This is a genomic window from Microbacterium suaedae (assembly GCF_003254645.1).
GTDB classification, from domain to species: Bacteria; Actinomycetota; Actinomycetes; order Actinomycetales; family Microbacteriaceae; genus Microbacterium; species Microbacterium suaedae.
Genome location: NZ_PNFD01000001.1, coordinates 1317097 through 1338606, shown reverse-complemented (window position 1 = coordinate 1338606; position 21510 = coordinate 1317097). Strand labels below are relative to the sequence as shown.

The following is a 21510-nucleotide window of genomic DNA, read 5'->3' as shown; positions in this document are numbered from 1 at the left end:
CTCTGCGCGTCAAACATAAAAGCGGTAGAGGCTCCGCGTGATGACGGCGGGGCGCTCGGATCCCTCGACCTCGAAGGTGTGGTCGACGGCGAGCTGGTAGCCGTTGCCCTTCACCTCGGTCACCTCGGCGACGACAGCGTTCATGCGCACGCGCGCGCCGACGGCGACGGGCGAAACGAACCGCACCTTGTCGAGGCCGTAGTTGACCTTGGTCTTCACGCCCTCGACCTCGCAGAGGTCGCTCCAGAACTTCGTCGCGAGCGAGAGCGACAGGAAGCCGTGGGCGATCGGCCCGCCGAAGGGGCTCTCGGCCTTCGCTCGCTCGGGCTCGACATGGATCCACTGGTGGTCGTCGACGGCGTCGGCGAAGGTGTCCACGCGATCCTGCGTGATCTCGAACCAGTCGGTGAAGCCGAGGTCGCGGCCGGCGAGCGACGTGATCTCGGCGTAGGGGACGACAGTCTGGGTGGTCATGAGGGTCCTTTCGATCGTTCAGAGGAAGGCGGAGGCGCCGGTCAGGGAGCGGCCGACGATGAGGGCGTTGATCTCGTGGGTGCCCTCGTACGAGTAGACCGCCTCGGCATCGGCGAAGAAGCGCGCGGCGTCGTTCTCGAGGAGCAGTCCGTTGCCGCCGAGCATCTCGCGAGCGAGCGCCGCCGTCTCGCGGCCCTTCTCGGCCGTCACCATCTTGGCGAGGGCGGAGTTCTCGTCGCTCCAGGTGCCGGCGTCCTGCGCGGCGGAGAGCGAGGTGGCGAGGGCGAGGGAGGAGGTGGCGTTGCCGAGCATGCGCGCGAGCTTCTCCTGCACGAGCTGGAAACTCCCGATCGGCCTGCCGAACTGCTCGCGCTCGCTCGTGTAGCGCGTGGCCGCCGCGAGGGCGCCGGCCTGCATGCCGGCGGCGAACCACGCGACGTCCGAGCGCATCCGGCGCAGCACCGCGGCGACGTCGCGCCACGAATCGATGCCGTGCAGGCGCCGTTCTTCCTGCACGCGCACGCCCGAGAGGCGGATGTGGAAGTTCTGCATGATCCGCAGCGAGACCTTGCCGGCGATCGGCTCGAGGCTCACGCCCGCGGCCTCGCGGTCGACGAGGAAGGTCTTGACCTGCCCGTCCGCGGTGTCGCGGGCGAAGACGGCGAGCACGTCGGCCTGATCGGCGCCGCCGATCCAGCGCTTCTCGCCGTCGATCGTCCACGTGCCGCCCTCCCGGGTCGCGGTCGTGGCGAGCCCGCCGGCGACGTCGGATCCGTGGTCCGGCTCGGTGAGCGCGAACACGCCGCGCATCTCGAAGCGCCTGATGAGCGGATCCCACGCCGCCGCCTGCTCCGCGGATCCGCCGTGGCGGACGATCGCGCGGAAAAGCCCCGACTGGGCGTTGTACATCGTGGCGACCGACGCATCGCACCGGGCGAGCACGTAGTTGCGGAAGCCCGAGAACATGCTCGAGTCGGCTTCCTCACGCGACGCCCCTGAGGGATCCATGAGCGCGAGCGGCACGAGCGCGTCGAGCACCTCGTCCGGCATGACCGCCCGCTCCCACGCATCCGCGAGGAGGGGGCGGATCCGTTCATCGAGCACGTCCGAAAGCTCGTCGAGCACTGCTCGGGCGGCCGGCGACAGGTACCGCTCGGCGAACCCGAGGCGGTCTGCGACGGGATCGGCGGTCATGACAGCCCGAGCAGCCGCGCGGCGTTGTGCTTCATGATGTTCGGCAGCACTTCGGGCTTGAACGACTCCGTCTTCTCCGCATCGCGGATCCAGCGATCGGGCGTGAGAAGCGGGAAGTCGGATCCGAACAGCACGCGGTCCTTGATGAGCGAGTTGGCGTATCGCACGAGCGAGGGTGGGAAGTACTTCGGGCTCCAGCCCGAGAGATCGATCCAGGTGTTGTGCTTGTGGGTCGCGACCGAGAGCGCCTCATCCTGCCAGGGCACCGACGGGTGCGCCATGATGATCTGCAGATCGCCGAAGTCGGCGGCGACGCCGTCGAGCAGCATCGGGTTCGACAGGGCGAGCCGCAGCCCGCGCCCGCCGCGCATCCCGGCGCCGATACCGGTCTGGCCCGTGTGGAACAGGGCGATGGCCCCGCCATCCTGCAGGGCCGCGTACACCGGGGCGAATCGGTCGTCGCTGGGGTCGAAGCCCTGCACGGTCGGGTGGAACTTGAAGCCCCTCGCGCCGCGCTCGATGAGGCGCCCGATCTCGTCGAGCGCGTCGTCACGGTTCGGATCCACGGAAGCGAACGGGATCAGCGCATCGCTGTGGCGGATCGCGCCGTCGATGATCTCGTCGTTCGAGATCGGTGCCTGGCCGAGGTGGGTGGACGAGTCGACGGTGAAGACGACGGCGGCCATGCGGCGCTCGCGGTAGTACGCCGCGATGCTGTCGAGATCGGGGCGCGGTCCGTCGGTGCGGAAGTACTTGCTCGCCGCCTCCGAGAGGTCGTCCGGGAGGGACGAGTGTCCCTCGGCGTCGATCTCGATGTGGACGTGCGTGTCGATCGCGTCGAGCGAGGCCAGATCGATCGACGTCTCGTAGCGTGCGTCCGTCACTTCTTCGGCTCCGGGGCGAGCTCGTCCGGAAGCTGCGGGAACTTCTCGCCGACCGACTGGAGATCGCCGGCCGCCTCCGCGAAGCCGTCGACGAGGGCGCTGTACGACCAGCCGCCCTCGCGGTAGGAGGTCGTGACGGCCTCGGGGTGCGACCACAGCTGCAGGCGGTCGCCGCCCGCGCCGACGACCTGGCCGGTGATGCCCGTCGCGGCGTCGGAGGCGAGGAAGGCGACGATGCCGGCGACGTCGTCGGCCGTGCCGAAGCCGAGTTCCTTGCGGAAGAAGTCGGGCATCGGTTCGCCGCGCTCGTCGGCCTCGACGGCCTTCTGGAAGAAGGGGACGGTCTTCGTCATGGCCGTGGCGGCGACGGGGATGACGGCGTTAACCGTGATGCCCGCCTTCTTGAGCTCGAGGGCCCATGTGCGCACCATGCCGACGATTCCGGCCTTCGCGGCCGCGTAGTTCGTCTGGCCGAAGTTGCCGCGCTGGCCCGTGGGAGAGCCGATGCACACGATGTGTCCCGCCGTGCCGTCTTCGCGCCAGCGGGTCGCGGCCTCACGCACGCACGTGAACGTGCCGCGCAGGTGCACGCCTATGACCGCGTCGAAGTCGTCGTCGCTCATCTTCCAGAGCGTGCGGTCGCGCAGGATCCCTGCGTTCGTCACGAGTGCGTCGAGGCGGCCGTACGTTTCGTAGGCGTGGTCGACGAGGGCTTTCGCCGTCTCGGTCGGGCCGACCGGGGCGACGACGGCGCTGGCCGTGCCCCCGGCCTCGACGATCGTCGCGACCGCGGCGTCGGCGGCGGCCTGGTCGACGTCGTTGATGACGACGCTCGCGCCCTGCGCGGCGAGTTCCTGGGCGTAGGCGAGCCCGAGGCCCTGCCCCGATCCCGTGACGATGGCGACGGTTCCCTGAAGCGTCATTGCTCTCTCCGATCCGAGGTGATCTGTGCGACTGAGCCCATCACATCGCGAATGCTTGAAAAAGTCAATGGTTGTTGGATCCACGGGTTTGCTAAAGTCGGTTCATGCCAACCGTGCATCCAGAGGCCACCAGAGGGGCCACGCTCGCGCAGAACGTGAGCTTCCTTCTCACCCGTGCGAGCGTCGTGGCCGCCCAGCGCGACAATCGCGCGCTCGCCCCGCTCGGGCTCAAGGTGCGCTCGTACTCCGTCCTGTGCCTGGCGCTCGACGATGAGCCGCCGACGCAGCGCGAGATCGCCGAATTCCTCCGCCTCGACCCGAGTCAAGTCGTCGCCCTCGTCGACGACCTCGAGGATCGTGGCCTCGTCGTCCGCGAGACGGATCCGCGCGACCGCCGCGCGAAGGTCGTCGCCGCGACCGCCGAGGGCCGATCGCTCTGCGCCGAAGCGCGCACGGTCGTCACCGACGTGTCGACGCACGTCGACGCCGACGACGCCGCCGTGCTCCAGCGCGTGCTGGAGCAGCTGGCGTTCGAGGAGTAGGGATCAGAGTGCCGCGATCGTGGCGCGAGCGTCGCTGAGCAGCAGGTAGAGGGTCAGGTCGGCCCCGGGGAAGCGTGTGAACCCAAATCGCTCGTAGAACGGGACGACGTCTTCGGTGAGCGCCTTGATGAGGATCGCGCGCATTCCGATCGTGTCGGCTGCTTCGATCGCCTTGGTGGCGGCGTGCTGCAGGAGGTCGGCGCCGAGGCCGATGCCGTGGAAACGGCGGTCGACTGCGAGGCGCCCGAGCAGCACGACGGGTATCGGGTCGGGCTGTCGCTTCGCGAGTGGCTCCGGGGCGGCATCGCGTACGAGCGCGCTCGCGGACAGGCAGTAGTATCCCGCGACGGTGCCATCGTCAGTCGTGGTGACCATCGTGCGGGACGCGCCACTGCGCTGGTTCGCCTTCGCGTATCCGCGGAGCCACCGGTCGAGCGACTCCTCTCCGGAGGAGAACGTCGACGTCGCGTCGGATGAACGAAGGGGGCGCGGCGTGCGGAACTCAGTCAATGAACCGTGGTTTCCGCGACAGCAGCTCCGTGAGGCCCTCGTTCACGCGCGCGGGGCGATCGAGGATCTCGGTGAAGCGACCGAAAGCCTCGGCGTCCACCCGCACCTGACGTTCACGGAGGATGGCCTCCTGCGCCCTCTCGGTCAGCACCTGCGTCGAAAAATCCGACACGGATCGCCCGGTGATCGCGGCGGCAGTGACGATCGTGTCCTTCTGTTCAGCGGTGAGGCGCAGGTCGAGGCGTTCGGTCTTCGGTGTGGGCATGAGGCAATTGTACGGTGATTCGCCGTACATTGCGGGTGGAATCGGAGTCTTACCCATGAGCATGGGTGCACGGTAGGTCGGACCACTGACACGCGAACTGGTTCTGATCAGCGCTCGACCCCTCCCGCTCACCGTGAGCCTCCCACCCACCGGGAGATAGGCTCGCTCGCATGGATCCGGAGCCCGGCGAGGGGATGCTCGAGCGCGCAATGCGCATCCTCTCGTGCTTCTCCGAGGACGACGCGTCGCTCTCGGCCGCCGAACTCGCCGCGCGGACGGGGCTGTCGTCGTCGACGCTGCACCGGATCCTCTCGCAGATGGTGGAGCTCGGGATGATCGCCCGGGCGCCCGGGCGGCGGTACGTCGTCGGATCGCGGCTGTGGGAGCTCGGCGAGCTGTCGCCCCTCGCGCTCCGCCTGCGCGAGACGGCGCTTCCGCACATGATGCGGCTCTACGAGGCGACGGGCGAGAACGTGCACCTCGCCGTCCTCGATGGGGATGAGCCCGCGCGCGCATCCGCCCTGTACATCGGCAAGGTGACGGGGCACGGATCCATCCCGCTGCTCAGCCGCATGGGTGGGCGCCACCTCCCGCACGCCGTCGGCGTCGGGAAGGCGCTGCTGGCGGCGCAGAGCGACGACTGGATCCGCGCGTACTGCGCCGAGCCTCTCGAGCGCGAGACGGTGCACACGATCACGGATCCCGATGAGCTGGTGGTCGATCTGCAGGCGTCCCGTGCCCGCGGCTATGCCCGGGCCCGGGAGGAGATGACGCTCGGCAATGTGTCGATCGGCGCGGCCCTCGGATCCGTCGCGGGGCTCCCGCTCGCGGCGATCGGCGTCGTCGTGCACATGGAGCGCGCGGACGAGCGGCGCCTCGCGGCTCTCGTGCGGCAGGCGGCGCGCGACCTCACCAAGGATCTGACGGACTCCCACTGAGCGGGATCCCGATCGCGTCGGCAGGCATCGAACCGTCACGCTGGAGACGACACGTCGCTGTCGAAGGAGACGCATATGACCGACACCCCGGGAGCCGCCGCGCCCGAATCCCTGCTCGCCGCGCCTGACCAGATCACGCAGGCCGAGATGACGCAGGAGATCAACGACCTCCACGCGCAGTACGCCGAGCGCGTCGCGAACGGCGAGGATCTGCCGAAGACGATGACGGACTTCCCTCCGTACCGCTCGAGCATCCTGCGCCACCCAACAAAGAACCCCAAGCTCGTCGATCCCGAGACGATCGAGCTGTTCAGCCCCGCGTTCGGACAGCGCGATGTCGCGGCGATCGAGAGCGACCTCACTCTCCAGCACACGGGCGAGCCGCAGGGCGAGCGCATGACCATCGAGGGCTATGTGAAGGACAGCTGGGGGCGCCCGGTCGCCAATCAGCTCGTCGAGCTGTGGCAGGCCAACGCCGCCGGGCGCTACATCCACCAGCGTGACCAGCACCCCGCGCCGCTCGATCCGAACTTCACGGGAGCCGGCCGCGTCATCACCGACGACAACGGCTTCTACAAGTTCACGACGATCAAGCCGGGCGCATACCCGTGGAAGAACCACGTCAACGCGTGGCGCCCCGCGCACATCCACTTCTCGATCTTCGGCTCCGCGTTCACGCAGCGCATCGTCACGCAGACGTACTTCCCCGGGGATCCGCTGTTCCCCCTCGACCCGATCTACAACACGATCCGGGATCAGAAGGACCGCGACCGCCTCATCGCGGCGTACGATCACGACCTGACGGTGCCCGAGTTCTCGATGGGCTACCGCTGGGACATCGTCGTCGACGGCCCCGATGCCACCTGGACCGAGCCCGAGGAGGGGGACCACTGATGGACGAAAAGATCCTGGAGCCCACCGCCGGCCAGACCGTCGGGCCGTTCTTCAAGTTCGGCGTCGAGTTCGACCGCATGAACGAGGTCGCCTTCCCGCACAGCCCCGGCGCGATCGTGCTCGGCGGCCAGGTGCTCGACGGCAACGGCCACCCGATCCCCGATGCGATCATCGAGATCTTCGGCGCCGACAGCGACGGATCCGTTCCCCGCGACCGCGGCACGCTGAAGCGCGACGGGCACTCGTTCACCGGCTTCGGCCGCACGTTCACGAACGACGAGGGTCACTACGAGTTCTGGACCCGCAACCCGGGCGCGACCGAAGACGGCAAGCCCCCGTTCTTCGCCGCCATCGTCTACGCCCGCGGCCTGCCGAACAAGCTGCACACGCGCGTCTATCTGCCGGAGGCGATCGCCGACGGCCAGACCGACTCGCTCCTCGACTCGCTGTCGGGCGACGAGCGCGCGACGCTCGTCGCGACCCGGACGCAGGCGGGATACCTCGAGCACACCTTCCGGCTGCAGGGGGAGAAGGAGACCGTCTTCCTTGCCTACTGACGAGTCGTTCGATCTCGGCCTCATCTCCCCCGTCTCCGTGGGGCGAGATGAGGCCGTGTCGGACGCCGCCATCCTTGCCGCGCTCGTCGCGGCCGAGGCCGGCCTCGTCGACGCGCTCGCGGCCGAGGGGGTCGCGCCCGCGGGAGTCTCGGGATCCCCGCTGCGCGCGATCGATCTCGATGTTCCGGCCCTCGCGCGCGACGCGGTGGCAGGCGGCAACCCGGTGATCCCGCTCGTGGCGCTGCTGCGGGCCGCCGCCCCCGACGAGGTGCGGCCGTGGATCCATCGCGGCGCCACGAGCCAGGACATCCTCGACACGTCGCTCATGATCGTCGCCCGCGAGGCGGTGGGACGGATCCGCGCCGATCTGGCGCGCGTCTCGGCCGCCCTCGGGGCCTTCGCGGCGGAGCATCGCGACCTCGTCGCGGCCGGCCGCACCCTCACGCAGCACGCCGTGCCGACGACGATCGGGCTGCGGGCCGCGAATTGGCGGCGCGCCATCGATCGCGCTCTGGTCCGGATCGACCACCTCGAACTCCCCGCCCAGCTCGGCGGAGCCGCCGGAACCATGGCGGCGCTCGCTGAGACGGTGCGGGCATCCCCCGATGCACAACGACGCCAGAATTCGGTCGAACCGGCCGACACGCCGGGTTCGGGCACCGCAGACGCAAGAATTGGCGTCGTTGTGCAGGGAGTCCGCCGGGCGTATGCCGATGCGGTCGGCCTTCGGCACCTCGAAGCGCCCTGGCACACGCAGCGCTGGCCGGTCACCGAGCTCGGTGATGCCCTCACCCAGGCGACCGACGCACTCGGAAAGCTCGCGGCCGACGTCGCAACCGCCTCCCGTACGGAGATCGGCGAGCTCGCTGAGCCGACCGGCGGTGGATCCAGCGCCATGCCGCAGAAGCAGAACCCCGCGCGCAGCGTGCTCCTGCGCTCGGCGGCCCTGCGCGCGCCGCAGCTCGCCGCGACCCTGCACCTCGCCTCGGCCGCGGCATCCGACGAGCGTCCCGATGGTGCGTGGCACGCCGAATGGTCCACGCTGCGAGAGCTGCTGCGGCTCGCACTCGGCGCGACGGCCCATGCCGCCGACCTCGCTGAGGGCCTCCGCGTGGACCGCGACGCCGTGGCCCGCAACCTCGCCGCGACCGGCGGCCTCATCGTCTCCGAGCGGCTCGGTGTCGCGCTCGGCAAGGATCGTGCCGCCGAGGTCGTCGCCCAGGTCGCTGCGGGAGCGGATATCCGGGATCTCGTGGATCCGGAGCTGCTGGATCCTGCCCAGTACGTCGGTCTGGCCGGACTCTTCACCGACACCGCCTGATCCCCGACACGCACGACTCGAAGGAGCACCGTGACCATCCCCGAACTCTCCGTCACCGAAGCTGTGGGCTCAGACGACGGCCCCGTTCTCCTCCTCGGCCCCTCCCTCGGGACGGCGAGCGCCGTGCTGTGGGAGGACGTCCTCCCGATCCTGGCGCGCACCTTCCGCGTCGCCACGTGGGACCTTCCGGGGCACGGCGCCTCGGCCCCTCCGGAGGCTCCGTTCACGATCGACGATCTCGCCGACGCGCTCGCCGAGGCTGCGCGATCCTTCGGTGAGCCGGTCTTCGCGGCCGGCGTCTCGCTCGGCGGCGCTGTCACGCAGGCTCTCGCGATCCGCCATTCCGATCTGCTCCGCGGCGCGGCGGCCATCTGCACCGCGGCGGCCTTCGCCGACGGGGCGGAGGCCTGGCACGAGCGTGCGGCCCAGGTGCGGGCGCAGGGCACGCCGGTGCTCGTCCGTTCGTCGGCCGAGCGCTGGTTCGCTCCCGGCTCGATCGCCGCGCGCCCCGACATCACCGGGCGCCTGCTGCACACGCTGTCCGACGCAGACGACGAGGGCTACGCCCTGTGCTGTGAGGCGCTCGCCGGATTCGACGTGCGCGAGCAGCTCGGATCCGTGACCCTGCCGTTCCTGGTCATGTACGGGGTCGAGGATCAGGTCACGCCGCGAGCCGCCGCCGAGGAGATTGCAGACGCCGTTCCGGGCGCCTCGCTCGTCGGGATCGACGGGGCCGCGCATCTCGCGCCCGCCGAGAAGCCGACCGAGGTCGCGGCGGAGCTGCAGGCCTTCTTCGAGAGGAGCACGCGATGAGTCGTCCGCGCGGCGAGGGAATCACCGACGGTGAGCGGTACGACAACGGGATGGTCGTGCGCCGCGAGGTGCTGAGCGATGCCCACGTCGACCGGGCGACGGCGAATCAGACCGAGCTGACCGAGGAGTTCCAGGACTTCATCTCGCGCTATGCGTGGGGCGAGATCTGGACGCGCCCCGGCCTCGACCGCCGCGCGCGTTCCGTCGCCGTGATCACGGCGCTCATCGCGCGGGGCCACCACGAGGAGCTCGCGATGCACCTGCGCGCCGCGATCCGCAACGGGCTCACCGTCGAGGAGGTCAAGGAGGTCATCCTCCAGTCGGCGATCTACTGCGGCGTGCCCGACGCGAACACGGCCTTCCGCATCGCCCAGGAGGTCTACGGCGACGAGGAGTGAGCGGTTCGGGCGCGCGAGCGTCGGAGCGTTCGCAGGGGCACCGCGCCGATGTCGGAACGGATACCGCTCGGGCGGACGACACGCCGGTATCCGCGGCCGTCACCCTCCACGGCTCCGACGCCGGCGCGGTGCCCATCGAATCGCTCCGACACCGGCGCGTTCGGGCCGCGCGGGGGCCTACGCTGGTGAGCATGCGTGAGATCCGCGATCTGGACACCGTCGAACTGATTCTCGAGGCACAGGGGGTGCTCGACGCGATCCGCGGGCCCGAGCGCGTCGTCGACGCCGGCACCCTGCGAGCCCTGCAGCAGTCGGGCAACTACGCCGTCGGCTTCTTCGACGGCGGGCGCATGGTCGGCGCCTCCGTGGCGTTCTTCGGCGAGCCGTCGACGCGGTCGATGCACTCGCACATCACGGCCCTGCTCCCGGAGTTCCGCGGGCGGGGCTGGGGGCGTGAGCTCAAGGAGCACCAGCGCCAGTGGGCGCTCTCGCGCGGCGTCGGGAACGTGACGTGGACTTTCGATCCGCTCGTGGCGCGCAACGCGCACTTCTTCCTCACGGTGCTCGGCGCGCGCGTGACGGGCTACGCGGTGAACCAGTACGGGATCTTCGGCGGCGGCGACGCCGGCGACGAGAGCGACCGCCTCGACGTGAAGTGGGCGCTCGCCGACATCGCGAAGACCCTGGCTCCGGAACAGGTCGTCGAGACGCTCGCGATCCCCCGAGACGTCGAGCAGATGCGCGCCGAAGCACCCGACGAGGCCCACGAGTGGCGGATGACGCTGCGCCGCGAGATGGCGGTTCTGACGAACCGCGGGCTCAGCATCGCAGGATTCGACATCGACCGCGGATACCTGTTCGTCGAGACGCAGACCTCCTGACGCGCTCCTCCTGACGCGCCCCTCCTGACGTGTCCCTCCAGGCGAGGGTCGCCAGGAAACGTCAGTGTGGGGACGTTCGCATTGACGATTATTGGCGACCCTCACCAGCGCGCGACCCTCACCGGCGCGCGGCACGAGGTCCGGTGCGAGCGGTGAGACCGAGGGGGTATGCCGGAGAGACCCGGGGATCAGGATCCCGCGGGGAGTGAGGAGCGATCGGCGCCGGGCGTCGAACGGGGGATGAAGAGGGTCAGCGTGGTCGCCACGACGGCCGCCGCGATCGCGATCCAGAAGCAGGTCGCGAAGGCAGCCGATGTCGGCAGGTGGTCCGGACCAGACATCGCGGCGAGGACGCCGCCCATCACGGCCGAGGCGCTCGATGTGCCGACCGAGCGGAAGAGCGCGTTGAGGCCGTTCGAGACACCCGTCTCGTTGTTCGGCACGGAGCGCATGATGATCATCGGCATCGCTGCGAAGGAGAAGGCGATCCCCACGCCGATGAGGCCGTTGGCGACGACGATGTGCCACACCTCGCTCGACCACAGAAGCACGAATGCATAGGCGACGACGATCGATCCGGCCCCGATCGTGAACAGCCGTCGTGGCCCGAAAGTGCGCTCGAGCTGGCCGGACAGCGGGGACAGCACCATCATGATGAGGCCGGCGGGCATGATGCAGAGCGCGGCCTGCATCATCGTGAGCCCGAAGCCGAAGCCCGTCTCGACAGGCAACTCGAGCAGCTGCGGGAACGACACGTTCGAGCCGAAGAGGGCGAACCCCATGCCGATCGCCGCGAGATTGGTCATCAGGACGGCCGGTCGCGCCGCGACCCGCAGGTCGACGAGGGGTTCGCGGACGCGCAACTGGTAGTACCCCCACGTCAACAGGGTGACGACGCCGATCGTGACCGAGCTGATCGACAGGGGGGATCCCCATCCCCAGGCTGCGCCCTGCGAAACGTACAGCAGGAGTCCGGCGAGGCCGATCGCGAGACCGACCGCGCCGAGCAGGTCGAGACGGCCGGGGGACAGGAGGGTGTCCTCCGGCACGATGCGCCAGATCGCCGCGAGACCGATGACGCCGAGGGCGAGTGACATCCAGAACAGAGCGTGCCAGTCGTAGTTCTCGGCGATGAAGGCGGCGACGGGCATGCCGAGGGCACCGCCGACACCCATCGTGGCACTCATGAAGGCGACGGCCGTGCCGAGGCGCGCGGGCGGGAGCACATCGCGCATGACCGCGATTCCCAAGGGGATGACACCCGTCGTGATCCCCTGCAGGCCTCGTCCGATGATGACGCCGACGATCGAATCCGAGACGGCTGCCACGAGGGATCCGATGATCAGCGCACCGAGCAGGAACAGGATCACGCGCCGCTTGCCGTACATATCGCCGAGGCGCCCCGAGATGGGGGTCGCGACGGCGGCCACGAGGAGCGTGATCGTCACGACCCAGCTCGTTTCCTCGCGTGACGCGTCGAGAAGGTGCGGCAGGTCGGCCTGCAGCGGAACGACGAGGGTGAACATGAACGCCGAGCTGAGGCCGGCGAAGGCGAGCGCGGCGACGATCGCCCAACCGGGTGCGCGACGCGTGAGGTTCCTACGGGGATTCTCGTCGTCGTTCACCATCAGAGGCTAGCCAACGAGGGCGACACCCGTCGTATTCCGCCAAGGAGAGATCCGTGCGGCGTGCCCTGGTCGCGTGACGATGATCAGGATCCCCGAGGAGATCGCCGGAGACCGCCGATCCACCTCGCGCCTCGGCCCGCGGACGCCGCGGTGCGGCCGGCTGCGTCATCTCCTCAACGCGGCAGCGCGTCGAGGAGAGCGCGGGGGTCGGGCGCGTCCTTCGGCGCTTGGATCGCGACCGAGTCCGCGCCCGCGTCACGGAGCTCAGCGACGCGATCGGACAGTCGCTCTGCAAGGCCGGATCCGCGCGGATCGATTTCGGTGAACACGCGAACGTGGGGGCGACCGGGGCGGCCTGCCGCCTCGCGTCCCTCGTCGACGATCGCCCGCGCCGCGCGCACCGCCGGTGCGTCGTTGGCGTCGTCGAGGAGGACACTGTCGCCGAGCTCGCCCGCGAGCCGCAGAGTCTTCGGCCGGGTCGCGCCAATCGTGATCTCGGGCACTGTCGCCGGCGGCCAGTCGAGCGCGACGTTCGCGAGCTTCACGTAGCGGCCATCGACGTCGACCGTCTCCCCTGCGAGAAGCGTACGCACCGCCGTGACGTATTCGCGCAGGAGTGTGAGGGGCGAGGCGACGCGCGCGCCCACCTGCCCCATCCAGTCGAGCACGCCGTGCCCGAAGCCAGCGACGAACCGGCCGGGGGCGAGACGATCGATCGTCGCGATCTCCATCGCGGCCAGGGCGGGGTTGCGCAGCGGGACGGGGAGCAGGCCGATGCCGATTCGCAATCGCTCCGACGAGAGCAGCGCCGCGGTGGCGCTCGTCAACCCGCCCTCGAAGAAGCAGTCCTCCCACAGCCACAGTTCGCTGACGCCCGCGACGTCGAGTTCGCGGGCGACCGCGGGGAGATCTTCGGGCGGAGAGTCGGGGCGGAAGACGAGACCGACGGCAGACGCTGGCTGAGGCATGGTCGACATGCTGGCATCGATCTCCGACATCCGACAGGGGCCGTTCGTGTGTCGGACGTCCGTGCCAGGCTCAACTTATGGCGACCGGGCACCCCGGGCGGAAGCAACGACAAGCCCGAGCTCTTCTTCCGAGACGCAGCGGATCTCCGCGCGCGGCTCGAGTGGGCCGCGACCGCTGGCCGGGAGGCCGACCGGGCACCGTGATCGGCGCTCGGAGGCGAGATCGCCCGCCCAGCCGTCACCAGTAGGATTGATGCATCGGCGCAGGCCGCTCTGGCCGCGTGAGAATCCCCGAACGACCATAGGAGCCACCGTGGCCGAACAGTCCCGCCTCGACAAGGTGATCGCCCTCGCCCGCCACCGCGGATTCGTCTTCCAAGCGGGCGAGATCTACGGCGGATCCCGGTCGGCCTGGGATTACGGCCCCCTCGGCACCGAGCTGAAAGAGAACATCCGCCGCCAGTGGTGGCAGACATTCGTGCGCGGCCGCGGCGACATGGTCGGCCTCGACAGCTCGATCATCCTCCCCAGCAAGGTGTGGGAGGCCTCCGGCCACGTCGCGACGTTCCAGGATCCGCTCGTCGAGTGCCTGCAGTGCCACAAGCGCCACCGTGAAGATCACCTGATCGAGGCGTTCCAGGAGAAGAAGGGCCGCGAGCCCGAGAACGGCCTGGATGACATCGCCTGCCCCGACTGCGGCACGCGCGGCAAGTGGACCGAGCCGCGGTCGTTCTCCGGGCTCGTCAAGAGCTACCTCGGCGTCGTCGACGACGAGTCGGGCCTGCACTATCTGCGCCCCGAGACGGCGCAGGGCATCTTCACAAACTTCGCGAACGTCGTCACGGCGGCGCGCAAGAAGCCGCCGTTCGGCATCGGTCAGATCGGCAAGGCGTTCCGCAACGAGATCACGCCCGGCAACTTCATCTTCCGCACGCGCGAGTTCGAGCAGATGGAGATCGAGTTCTTCACGGCCCCCGAAGACGCGCCGAAGTGGTTCGACGACTGGGTCGAGGCGTGCTGGAATTGGTTCGTTGACCTCGGTGTGAACCCCGACAATATGCGGAAGTTCGATGTGCCCGACGGTGAGCGCGCCCACTACTCCGACCGCACGATCGACGTCGAGTACGACTTCGGTTTCCAGGGCAAGGGCTGGGGCGAGCTCATGGGCATCGCCAACCGCACCGACTTCGACCTGAACAACCACATCGAGAAGTCGGGTGCCAATCTGCACTTCTTCGACCAGGCCTCGGGCGAGAAGTATGTGCCGTATGTGATCGAGCCGTCGTTCGGCCTCACCCGCGCCATGATGGCGTTCCTCGTCGACGCGTACACCGAGGAGGAAGTGCCGAACGCGAAGGGCGGCACCGACACCCGCACCGTGCTCAAGCTTGACCCGCGCCTCGCGCCGACGAAGATCGCCGTGCTGCCGCTCAGCCGCAACGAGAAGCTCTCGCCTCTCGCGCGCAAGGTGGCCGACGACCTCCGCGGATCCTGGAACGTCGACTTCGACGACGCCGGCGCAATCGGCCGCCGCTACCGCCGCCAGGACGAGATCGGCACGCCGCTCTGCGTCACGGTCGACTTCGACAGCCTCGACGACCAGGCGGTCACGGTGCGCGACCGCGACACGATGGGCCAGGAGCGCGTCTCGCTCGACAATCTCTACGGCTACCTGGCGGAGCGACTCCGCGGGGCGTAAGCACACGCGAGAGGCGGGCGGATCCACACGGATCCGCCCGCTTCGTCGTCGCTGTGCCCGCGTTCTCGGACGGTCGCCGAGTTCTCCGTTCGGCGGAGACGTCCGGGTCCGAGATTCGCGTGATTCTCCGAGAACTCGGACCGCGTGCCCGTAGCCTCGGCCCCATGCGCCGATTCATCCTCGCCCTCGCGGCCGTCGTCGTCGTCGCGGCAGGGCTGTCGGTGCACGCCTTCGCGCCGGCCGGGTTCGCCGGCGACGCGACGGGCGACGCACTCTATGCCGCGCTGATCTTCCTGCTCGTGGCATTCGTGGTCCCGCGGTGGCCGTCGTGGGCGGCAGGATCCGTTGCGCTCATCTGGTGCGTCGGGGTCGAACTGTTCCAGCTGACGGGCCTGCCCGAGCTGTGGGGTGCCGCTTTCCGCCCGCTCACGCTCGTGTTCGGCACGACGTTCTCAGCGCCCGACCTGGTGTTCTATGCGCTGGGGATCGCGGTCGCGGCGGTTGTCGATGCGATCGTGCGCCGTGTGCGCGGGGCGGCCCCGCCGGCCGCGTCCGAGACGACCGCGCGATGATCCACGACGGCTACCTGGCGGAGTGCCTCCGCAAGGCGTGAGCTCCGCAGCGGTAACCCTCATGCGGAGAGGGGGAGGATCCGCGGATTCTCAGGAGTGAACCGATCCCGCCGCCGCGGATCCTCAGAACAGCGCAGCCGGCTCCGCCGCGCGCTCGTGCGCGAGCAGCCACCGCTTGCGCTCGACGCCTCCGCCGTAGCCGGTCAGGCTGCCGTCGGCGCCGATGACGCGGTGGCACGGCACGACGATCGACACCGGGTTCCGGCCGTTCGCGAGGCCGACGGCGCGGCTCGCGCCGGGGCGTCCCAGGTGCTCGGCGAGGCGCCGGTAGCTCCAGGTCTCTCCGTAGGGGATCTCGCGCAGGGCATCCCAGACCGACTGCTGGAAGGGGGTTCCCGGGGCCGCGATGGCGATGTCGAACGTCGTCCGGTCCCCGTCGAAGTACTCCGCGAGCTGTAAAGCGACGTCGAGGAGGAAGGGGTCGTCGTCAGAAGCCGGCCCGAACGTCGCGACGTCTGGCTGGTGCCGATGATCCGTCATGTAGACGCCTGCCAGCGCGTCGTCGTCCGCGAAGAGCGTCAGCGCACCGACGGGGGTCGGGCCCGTGACCAGGTGTCGTCTCATGCCCCCATTCTCGCTGCCCTGCCGTCGGGAGGAGAGCGGAAATCGGACATCGCGGTGCGACCGTCGACGTGGTCATTCGCTGCTCTCGCGAGCGCGCTGCCCGAACACCCCCGACGTCAGCGTCCGATACGACCGGGCGACGATCCGGCGCAGTGCGTCGAGATCGCACTCGGTGAGGTCTGCGATGTAGAGGCAGCCGACGCCCGTCTTGTGCGGGCCGAGGTGAGCGAGGTCCTCTTCGTGGGCGCCGACACCGTCCATCAGGTAGATCGTCGTTGCGGCCTTCCGCGGGGCGAATCCCGCGGCGGCCGCGTCCCCCTCGCGCCCCGACGCATACCGGTAGTGGTAGCTGCCGAAGCCGATGGTCGTCCCCGTCAGCACCGGATCCTCACCTGTCACCTCCGCCATGAGCGGCAGGAGCGTCTCGGCGTCGCGCCGCCGCTTCGCCGGTGTGACGCGGGCGAGGAAGGAGTCGATCTCGCTCATGGGACGAGTCTGCCTGGTCCCGAGTGGCTTTTCGCCCATCGCGACGCGAAAGAGGGCGTGGAAGCACTCGGGAAGGCCGACGGCATCGGACTCGCCCGCGCGGCCGCGCCCGCGGACGTCCGGTGACGTCCGCGGGCGCGGCCTGCTTCTCTCGGCCGTTTGGTATTACGCCCCCGGCATCAGCACCGCGTCGACGAGGTAGACCGTCGCGTTCGCGGTCTGGACGCCGCCGCAGATCACGTTCGCGTCGTCGACCATGATCGCGTCGCCCGAGCCCGTGACCTCGACGTCAGAGCCCTCGACCGTTGTGTGGGAGCCCGCGATGTCGCTCGGGGCAATCTGCCCCGGGACCACGTGATAAGTCAGGATCGACGTGAGCAGATCCGCATCCGTGCTGAGGGTGTCGATTGTCTCCTGGTCGATCTGCCCGAATGCGTCGTCGACCGGGGCGAACACGGTGAACTCGTCGCCGTTGAGCGTGTCGACGAGATCGACGTCCGGGTTCAGCTCGCCGGAGACCGCGGAGACGAGAGTGGTCAGCAGCGGGTTGTTCGACGCGGCGACCGCGACGGGGTCTGCGGACATACCCTCGATGGAGCCGGCGCCGTCGGGAACAGCGTCGGCGTAGTCGGAGCAGCCCGGGCCGACGAGGTTCGCGGCGGGGTCCGCCATGTCGCTGTCCATGTCATCGTCCTGCGTCTCGGCTGGAGCGCTCTGCTCGGCAGAGGGGGCGGTCGACTCTTCTTCCTCGGGCGCCGCGTCGCTGGTGCAGCCGGTCAGGCCGGCGAGCGCGACGAGCGAGAGAACCGCCATGCCGGTGAGTGTGGACTTCTTCGTGATCATTGCCTTCTCCTCTTGATCTGACGCTTGCCTGCGGCGAAGCATCTGGGTGCTTTCACGAGGTATTCGGAACGGGTGCGGCATCGGATGGGATGTTCTCGAAAAAACTCCGGGACGCGTCATGCGAGAGGTTGAGGCATGCTTGTGGTCATGGTGATCGACGGTCTGGACGTGGACGAGCAACTCGGCGAACGCCCTGACGACATCGACCGGATCCTGCTCCAGATCGCTGACGGCGATCAGAACGCGTTCGGCCGGCTCTACGACCTCCTTTCGCCGCGCATGTTCGGTCTGATCCTGCGCGTGCTCGTAGATCGCGCGCAGAGCGAGGAGGTGCTGCAGGAGGTTTTCCTCGAGATCTGGCAATCCGCTTCGCAGTTCTCTCCGAAGAAAGGGCAGGGAAGGTCTTGGGTTCTGACGATTACCCATCGTCGGGCCGTGGACCGAGTGAGATCCTCGCAGGCAGGGGTGGATCGAGACGTGCGCGCCGGGATCCGCGACATCGGCGTGGCGTTCGACGGAGTCGCTGAGGACGTGGAGCTTCGTCTCGAGGGACGCCGGGTGGTCGAGGCCCTCGGGCAGCTGCCCGAGAACCAGAGGGAGGCGCTGACGCTGTCTTACTACGGCGGTTATTCGCAGCGGGAGATCGCCGCGCTCACAGGAGCGCCCTTGGGCACAGTGAAGACGAGAATGCGCGACGGGTTGTCGCGGCTGAGGACGACGATGGGGGCCATGGCATGAACGAGAGGCGTCTGGACGAGCTGCTCGCCGGCCGTGCGCTCCACGCGCTCAGCCCGGAGGACGAGCAAGCGCTGGAAGCGGAGCTCGTGGCCCATCCCGAGCTGCGCGATCGTGTCTCGCGCGACGAGGAGATTGCCGCCGCTCTCGCGGAGGCGACCCCTGAGGTCGCGCCCCCGCCGGGCATCCGCGACGAGCTTCTCGCGCGAATCGCGCAGCCGACGGCGGCGGACGAGCCCGAGGAGGAACACCCCGCCGCACCTTCCGACGGTCGCAGCGTGAGCAGCATTGCGGGAGCGCCGAGGCGCGGGCGTCTTCGCCGACGCGTCCTCGCGCTCGCCGCATCTGCCGTACTGATCGCCGCCGTCGGCGTCGGGGGAATCGTGGCTCTGCAGATCCTCAACCGTCCCGACGCAGTGGTGGCGCTCGAGCGCATCGAGGTCGCCGACGACACGCGCACGGTGACGGAGGCGCTGGCCGAGGGCGGGATCTTCGAGATTCACTGGTCACATGACGTCCGTGAGGCGGTCGTCATCGCGGACGATGTGCCGCCCCTTGAGGACGGTCGTCAGTACGAACTCTGGTTCGTGCGGGAGGACGCGCCCGTGTCTGCGGGTGTCTTCGATGGCGGTGCCGACGCGCCCGTCCTCCTGGACGGGGCCCTCACGCCGGGCGACGTGGTTGCGGTGACGATCGAGCGGGCCGGCGGATCTCCGACGGGCGCGCCGACGACGGATCCGATCGTCGCGGTGCCGACGGAGTGACCGGACCGCCGGACGTCGGACCCCTGTCATCTCGTCGGACTCGCTAGCGTGGCCGCGTGGGGCACACATACGACACGGGTCGAGTGGTGGCGGCGCGGGCATGGGCGGGGCGGGCAGCCGCGCGCAGTGGGGCCGCCGAGCTGAGCGAGGGGGATATCGAACGGATCCTCCTCGCCGCAGGGCGTGCCTCCGAGTGCATCGCGCGCCCCGCCGGCCCGGTCGCGATGCTCCTGGCGGGGCGTCTGCTGCGTGATGGCGCGGCGGGAGAGCCGGCGGAGGCGGTCGCCCGTGCGCTCCATCTGCTGGGCGTCGAGGCCTGACCGCGAGGTCGGAGGAACGACCCGTGGTGGGGGTGGGGATCCGCACCCGTCGTGCGCGATCATCCGCCGAGGATCGGACCCGGGATCGAACTTACGCGTCCGCGTCGCGCGCGATCGCGACGATCGCGTCGAGCGCCGACCGGGTCGGATCCGGCAGAGTACCCGCGAGGAAAGCGGCGACGACCGGATTGGCGTCGGACCCCGCGTGCTTGACCGCCCGCGCCGCATCGAGCACGGCGACGAGGTCGTCGGCGGTGAGTCGCCCGGTTGCGAGGGCGGCATCGACGAGCGCCGTCGGGATCGCGCGGCCGTCTGAGGTGACGAGGGAGCGCGCGTAGTCGTCCGGAGTGTCGATATCGCGCACTTCGTCGCCGTCTGCGTCGACGATCCTCACGTCGACCCCGTCGTAGAGGGCGCGCAGCGGTCGGTTCTCGACGGGTTCGAGCGCGGAGAGTCGCGCGCGCAGCGCCTCGTCGCGCCACGCCGTGCACAGGTACTGCAGGTGCCCCGTCGCGTCATGGCACCCGGCCGCCTCCGCCCCGCCGAGCACCTCGTCGATCAGCCGCGAGATGAGATCTGGGCTCACGAACGGCATGTCCCCTCCGAGGACGACGACGATGCGGTCCGGATCCGGGGCGGCGGCCCTGACGCCCGCCGCGAGACCTGCGAGCGGGCCGGAGAACGGCGGATCCTCCCGGACGACCTCGACGGCGTGCGTGCCCGTGACGCCCTCCGCCGAGCCGGCGACGACGAGCCGCGCCGCGGGATCCGCGCCCCGGACCGTCCGCGCGACGCGGTCGATCATGCTCTCTGCGCCGATCCGCATCGCGGGCTTGTGTGTGCCGCCCATGCGGCGCGAGCGCCCGCCGGTGAGAAGGATCGCGAGGGTCGCCATGTACGCCAGCGTACGGCCGCGCGGCGCGGTGCGGCGGCCTCGCAGAACCGGCGACACGCGTAGATGAACTTTCCGTGCGAGCCCTGTTGCGCGAAGCGATTCTCTGCCAGAGTGTCGCGGGACGGGCGCCGTCGTGGGGGTGGCGCCGCAAGATCTCTGGAGTCGCCATGAGTTCTCGTGCACCGGACCGCGCTGTCGAACCGACGGGGGGACAGCGCACGCTCGCCCTGGTGATGGCCACGCTCGGCTTCGCCGTGAACTTCTGGGCGTGGTCGCTGCTCAGCCCACTCGGGCCCGTGTTCGTAGAGCAGGGGCTCGCGGAGGACGCGGCGTTTCTCGTCGCGGTGCCGGTGCTCATCGGATCCATCGGGCGAATCCTCGTCGGCGCCCTGACGGATCGCTTCGGTGGACGCCTGATGATGCCGACGATCTCGCTCCTCACGATCGTGCCGTTGCTGTTCATCGGCTTCATCGGCCAGCACAGCTTCGTGACTCTCGTGATCGGCGGCTTCTTCCTGGGCGTCGCCGGCACGAGCTTCGCGGTCGGCGTGCCATACGTGAACTCGTGGTTCCCGCCGAAGTCGCGCGGCACGGCCATCGGCGTCTACGGCGTCGGCATGGGCGGCACGGCGATCGCGGCGTTCACGACGGTTCCGCTGTTCGAGCAGGGCGATCTGCTGCCGTTCGTCATCACGGCCGTCGCCCTCGCCGTCTACGCGATCCTCGCTCTGCTGCTCATGAAGAACGCCCCGGGGTGGGAGCCGCAGAAGAAGGACATCGGCCATCAGCTGCTGCAGACCGCGAGCGTCTCGCTCACGTGGCAGGCCTGCTATCTCTACGCGCTGTCGTTCGGCGGCTATGTCGCGTTCTCGGTCTACATCCCGACCTACCTCGTCAACGCCTACGGGCTCGACGGCGCTGACGCATCGCTGCGCATGGCGGGCTTCGTGATCGCCGCCGTCGTCATGCGCCCGATCGGCGGGTTCCTCTCGGACAAGATGGGGGCCGCCCGTGCGCTCGTCTCGTCGTCGGGCCTCGTGCTCGTGGCCGCGATCGTCCTCGCCTTCGACCCGCCGCTCATGCCCCTCGGGACCGCGTGCTTCCTGCTCATGGCGGTCGGGCTCGGCGCCGGATCCGGGGCGACGTTCGCGCTCATCGCGCAGACGAGCGAGCCCAGCATGGTCGGGTCGATCACGGGCTTCGTCGGAGCCGCCGGCGGTCTCGGCGGCTTCGTGCCGCCGCTGCTCCTCGGCTGGATGTGGACCGAACTCGAGAGCTACACGCTCGGCATCGTCTTCCTCGCCGTCTGCACGGCGATCGCGCTCGTGATCGCCCTGTACGTCGGGAGAGCTCGCGCAACCGCACCGACGAAGGGGGCTTGA

General features: G+C 69.6%; 26 protein-coding genes. 14 read left to right on the top strand and 12 right to left on the bottom strand.

The features are described 5' to 3' along the window. Window positions 1-9 precede the first annotated feature (9 nt). Genes C0012_RS05950 through C0012_RS05935 form a run of 4 tightly spaced genes read right to left on the bottom strand, consistent with a single transcriptional unit; the run spans window position 10 to window position 3475 of the window. Window positions 10-474 (bottom strand): MaoC family dehydratase, encoded by a 465-nt coding sequence (locus tag C0012_RS05950; protein ID WP_110590169.1) that lies wholly within the window; start codon window positions 472-474, stop codon window positions 10-12. A gap of 18 nt (window positions 475-492) precedes the next feature. Further along, window positions 493-1668, bottom strand: a complete 1176-nt coding sequence (locus C0012_RS05945; protein ID WP_110590168.1) for an acyl-CoA dehydrogenase family protein — start codon at window positions 1666-1668, stop codon at window positions 493-495. Next, the gene (locus C0012_RS05940) at window positions 1665-2552 is read right to left on the bottom strand and encodes an amidohydrolase family protein (RefSeq protein ID WP_110590167.1); all 888 of its coding nucleotides are present in this window, start codon (window positions 2550-2552) and stop codon (window positions 1665-1667) included. The genes C0012_RS05945 and C0012_RS05940 overlap by 4 nt, the downstream gene beginning before the upstream one ends. Continuing rightward, complete coding sequence (locus tag C0012_RS05935; protein ID WP_110590166.1) at window positions 2549-3475, bottom strand: SDR family NAD(P)-dependent oxidoreductase; 927 nt, start codon at window positions 3473-3475, stop codon at window positions 2549-2551. Before C0012_RS05935 ends, C0012_RS05940 begins: the two co-directional genes overlap by 4 nt. Before the next feature lie 104 nt (window positions 3476-3579). Here C0012_RS05935 and C0012_RS05930 point away from each other — a divergent pair, with 104 nt between their 5' ends. After that, window positions 3580-4017 carry a MarR family winged helix-turn-helix transcriptional regulator gene (locus tag C0012_RS05930; protein WP_110590165.1) on the top strand — a complete coding sequence of 146 codons (438 nt, stop codon included), beginning with the start codon at window positions 3580-3582 and terminating at the stop codon, window positions 4015-4017. Between the two features lie 3 nt (window positions 4018-4020). On the opposite strand, the gene C0012_RS05925 is transcribed toward C0012_RS05930, so the two are convergent. Both C0012_RS05925 and C0012_RS05920 read right to left on the bottom strand, forming a co-directional pair. Next, complete coding sequence (locus C0012_RS05925) at window positions 4021-4527, bottom strand: GNAT family N-acetyltransferase (protein WP_110590164.1); 507 nt, start codon at window positions 4525-4527, stop codon at window positions 4021-4023. Then, window positions 4520-4792: a type II toxin-antitoxin system TacA family antitoxin gene (locus C0012_RS05920; RefSeq protein WP_110590269.1), complete on the bottom strand. Its 273-nt coding sequence runs from the start codon at window positions 4790-4792 to the stop codon at window positions 4520-4522. Before C0012_RS05920 ends, C0012_RS05925 begins: the two co-directional genes overlap by 8 nt. Before the next feature lie 170 nt (window positions 4793-4962). Between C0012_RS05920 and C0012_RS05915 the strand changes: the two genes are divergently transcribed. The 7 genes from C0012_RS05915 (at window position 4963) to C0012_RS05885 (ending at window position 10594) form a co-directional block, all read left to right on the top strand. Beyond that, entirely contained in the window at window positions 4963-5730 is a 768-nt protein-coding gene (locus C0012_RS05915) for an IclR family transcriptional regulator (RefSeq protein ID WP_110590163.1), read from the top strand. Between the two features lie 75 nt (window positions 5731-5805). Then, entirely contained in the window at window positions 5806-6624 is an 819-nt protein-coding gene (gene pcaH / locus C0012_RS05910; RefSeq protein WP_110590162.1) for a protocatechuate 3,4-dioxygenase subunit beta, read from the top strand. After that, the gene (gene pcaG / locus C0012_RS05905) at window positions 6624-7181 is read left to right on the top strand and encodes a protocatechuate 3,4-dioxygenase subunit alpha (RefSeq protein WP_110590161.1); all 558 of its coding nucleotides are present in this window, start codon (window positions 6624-6626) and stop codon (window positions 7179-7181) included. Before pcaH ends, pcaG begins: the two co-directional genes overlap by 1 nt. Continuing rightward, window positions 7171-8502, top strand: a complete 1332-nt coding sequence (locus C0012_RS05900; RefSeq protein ID WP_110590160.1) for a lyase family protein — start codon at window positions 7171-7173, stop codon at window positions 8500-8502. Before pcaG ends, C0012_RS05900 begins: the two co-directional genes overlap by 11 nt. A 30-nt stretch (window positions 8503-8532) precedes the next feature. Next, entirely contained in the window at window positions 8533-9315 is a 783-nt protein-coding gene (locus C0012_RS05895; protein WP_110590159.1) for an alpha/beta fold hydrolase, read from the top strand. Continuing rightward, window positions 9312-9713: a 4-carboxymuconolactone decarboxylase gene (gene pcaC / locus C0012_RS05890; RefSeq protein WP_198411068.1), complete on the top strand. Its 402-nt coding sequence runs from the start codon at window positions 9312-9314 to the stop codon at window positions 9711-9713. Before C0012_RS05895 ends, pcaC begins: the two co-directional genes overlap by 4 nt. Window positions 9714-9904: 191 nt before the next feature. After that, window positions 9905-10594: a GNAT family N-acetyltransferase gene (locus C0012_RS05885; protein WP_110590267.1), complete on the top strand. Its 690-nt coding sequence runs from the start codon at window positions 9905-9907 to the stop codon at window positions 10592-10594. Window positions 10595-10782: 188 nt separating this feature from the next. Here C0012_RS05885 and C0012_RS05880 read toward each other — a convergent pair whose 3' ends face one another. After that, window positions 10783-12222, bottom strand: a complete 1440-nt coding sequence (locus C0012_RS05880; protein WP_110590158.1) for an MFS transporter — start codon at window positions 12220-12222, stop codon at window positions 10783-10785. 173 nt (window positions 12223-12395) lie between these two features. After that, window positions 12396-13190 (bottom strand): LLM class flavin-dependent oxidoreductase, encoded by a 795-nt coding sequence (locus C0012_RS05875; RefSeq protein WP_110590266.1) that lies wholly within the window; start codon window positions 13188-13190, stop codon window positions 12396-12398. Window positions 13191-13503: 313 nt separating this feature from the next. On the opposite strand from C0012_RS05875, the gene C0012_RS05870 reads away from it, so the two are divergent. Further along, window positions 13504-14889, top strand: a complete 1386-nt coding sequence (locus tag C0012_RS05870) for a glycine--tRNA ligase (protein WP_110590157.1) — start codon at window positions 13504-13506, stop codon at window positions 14887-14889. Between the two features lie 164 nt (window positions 14890-15053). Next, window positions 15054-15461 carry a ribosomal maturation YjgA family protein gene (locus C0012_RS05865; RefSeq protein ID WP_110590156.1) on the top strand — a complete coding sequence of 136 codons (408 nt, stop codon included), beginning with the start codon at window positions 15054-15056 and terminating at the stop codon, window positions 15459-15461. A gap of 123 nt (window positions 15462-15584) precedes the next feature. Here the strand turns inward: C0012_RS05865 and C0012_RS05860 are convergent, their stop codons facing one another. The 3 genes from C0012_RS05860 to C0012_RS05850 form a co-directional block, all read right to left on the bottom strand. Next, window positions 15585-16085, bottom strand: a complete 501-nt coding sequence (locus tag C0012_RS05860) for a methylated-DNA--[protein]-cysteine S-methyltransferase (protein ID WP_110590155.1) — start codon at window positions 16083-16085, stop codon at window positions 15585-15587. 72 nt (window positions 16086-16157) lie between these two features. Beyond that, window positions 16158-16571: a DUF1801 domain-containing protein gene (locus tag C0012_RS05855; protein WP_110590154.1), complete on the bottom strand. Its 414-nt coding sequence runs from the start codon at window positions 16569-16571 to the stop codon at window positions 16158-16160. Between the two features lie 165 nt (window positions 16572-16736). Beyond that, the gene (locus C0012_RS05850) at window positions 16737-17414 is read right to left on the bottom strand and encodes a fasciclin domain-containing protein (RefSeq protein ID WP_110590136.1); all 678 of its coding nucleotides are present in this window, start codon (window positions 17412-17414) and stop codon (window positions 16737-16739) included. 135 nt (window positions 17415-17549) lie between these two features. Between C0012_RS05850 and sigK the strand changes: the two genes are divergently transcribed. Genes sigK through C0012_RS05835 form a run of 3 tightly spaced genes read left to right on the top strand, consistent with a single transcriptional unit; the run spans window position 17550 to window position 19233 of the window. Continuing rightward, window positions 17550-18152: an ECF RNA polymerase sigma factor SigK gene (gene sigK, locus C0012_RS05845; protein ID WP_198411066.1), complete on the top strand. Its 603-nt coding sequence runs from the start codon at window positions 17550-17552 to the stop codon at window positions 18150-18152. Continuing rightward, window positions 18149-18913, top strand: a complete 765-nt coding sequence (locus tag C0012_RS05840; RefSeq protein ID WP_110590135.1) for an anti-sigma factor — start codon at window positions 18149-18151, stop codon at window positions 18911-18913. The genes sigK and C0012_RS05840 overlap by 4 nt, the downstream gene beginning before the upstream one ends. Window positions 18914-18969: 56 nt before the next feature. Then, entirely contained in the window at window positions 18970-19233 is a 264-nt protein-coding gene (locus tag C0012_RS05835) for a hypothetical protein (protein WP_162621936.1), read from the top strand. A gap of 91 nt (window positions 19234-19324) precedes the next feature. Here C0012_RS05835 and mobA read toward each other — a convergent pair whose 3' ends face one another. Next, window positions 19325-20128: a molybdenum cofactor guanylyltransferase gene (mobA, locus tag C0012_RS05830; RefSeq protein ID WP_111466938.1), complete on the bottom strand. Its 804-nt coding sequence runs from the start codon at window positions 20126-20128 to the stop codon at window positions 19325-19327. 167 nt (window positions 20129-20295) lie between these two features. Between mobA and C0012_RS05825 the strand changes: the two genes are divergently transcribed. Next, the gene (locus C0012_RS05825; protein WP_110590132.1) at window positions 20296-21510 is read left to right on the top strand and encodes a nitrate/nitrite transporter; all 1215 of its coding nucleotides are present in this window, start codon (window positions 20296-20298) and stop codon (window positions 21508-21510) included.

Excerpts from the sequence above, each read along its gene's own strand:
- C0012_RS05950 (WP_110590169.1), bottom strand. The coding sequence starts at position 474 with ATGACCACCCAGACTGTCGTCCCCTACGCCGAGATCACGTCGCTCGCC.
- C0012_RS05945 (WP_110590168.1), bottom strand. The coding sequence starts at position 1,668 with ATGACCGCCGATCCCGTCGCAGACCGCCTCGGGTTCGCCGAGCGGTAC.
- C0012_RS05935 (WP_110590166.1), bottom strand. The coding sequence starts at position 3,475 with ATGACGCTTCAGGGAACCGTCGCCATCGTCACGGGATCGGGGCAGGGC.
- C0012_RS05930 (WP_110590165.1), top strand. The coding sequence starts at position 3,580 with ATGCCAACCGTGCATCCAGAGGCCACCAGAGGGGCCACGCTCGCGCAG.
- C0012_RS05920 (WP_110590269.1), bottom strand. The coding sequence starts at position 4,792 with ATGCCCACACCGAAGACCGAACGCCTCGACCTGCGCCTCACCGCTGAA.
- C0012_RS05915 (WP_110590163.1), top strand. The coding sequence starts at position 4,963 with ATGGATCCGGAGCCCGGCGAGGGGATGCTCGAGCGCGCAATGCGCATC.
- pcaH (WP_110590162.1), top strand. The coding sequence starts at position 5,806 with ATGACCGACACCCCGGGAGCCGCCGCGCCCGAATCCCTGCTCGCCGCG.
- pcaG (WP_110590161.1), top strand. The coding sequence starts at position 6,624 with ATGGACGAAAAGATCCTGGAGCCCACCGCCGGCCAGACCGTCGGGCCG.
- pcaC (WP_198411068.1), top strand. The coding sequence starts at position 9,312 with ATGAGTCGTCCGCGCGGCGAGGGAATCACCGACGGTGAGCGGTACGAC.
- C0012_RS05885 (WP_110590267.1), top strand. The coding sequence starts at position 9,905 with ATGCGTGAGATCCGCGATCTGGACACCGTCGAACTGATTCTCGAGGCA.
- C0012_RS05880 (WP_110590158.1), bottom strand. The coding sequence starts at position 12,222 with ATGGTGAACGACGACGAGAATCCCCGTAGGAACCTCACGCGTCGCGCA.
- C0012_RS05875 (WP_110590266.1), bottom strand. The coding sequence starts at position 13,190 with ATGCCTCAGCCAGCGTCTGCCGTCGGTCTCGTCTTCCGCCCCGACTCT.
- C0012_RS05865 (WP_110590156.1), top strand. The coding sequence starts at position 15,054 with ATGCGCCGATTCATCCTCGCCCTCGCGGCCGTCGTCGTCGTCGCGGCA.
- C0012_RS05860 (WP_110590155.1), bottom strand. The coding sequence starts at position 16,085 with ATGAGACGACACCTGGTCACGGGCCCGACCCCCGTCGGTGCGCTGACG.
- C0012_RS05855 (WP_110590154.1), bottom strand. The coding sequence starts at position 16,571 with ATGAGCGAGATCGACTCCTTCCTCGCCCGCGTCACACCGGCGAAGCGG.
- C0012_RS05850 (WP_110590136.1), bottom strand. The coding sequence starts at position 17,414 with ATGATCACGAAGAAGTCCACACTCACCGGCATGGCGGTTCTCTCGCTC.
- sigK (WP_198411066.1), top strand. The coding sequence starts at position 17,550 with ATGCTTGTGGTCATGGTGATCGACGGTCTGGACGTGGACGAGCAACTC.
- C0012_RS05840 (WP_110590135.1), top strand. The coding sequence starts at position 18,149 with ATGAACGAGAGGCGTCTGGACGAGCTGCTCGCCGGCCGTGCGCTCCAC.
- mobA (WP_111466938.1), bottom strand. The coding sequence starts at position 20,128 with ATGGCGACCCTCGCGATCCTTCTCACCGGCGGGCGCTCGCGCCGCATG.
- C0012_RS05825 (WP_110590132.1), top strand. The coding sequence starts at position 20,296 with ATGAGTTCTCGTGCACCGGACCGCGCTGTCGAACCGACGGGGGGACAG.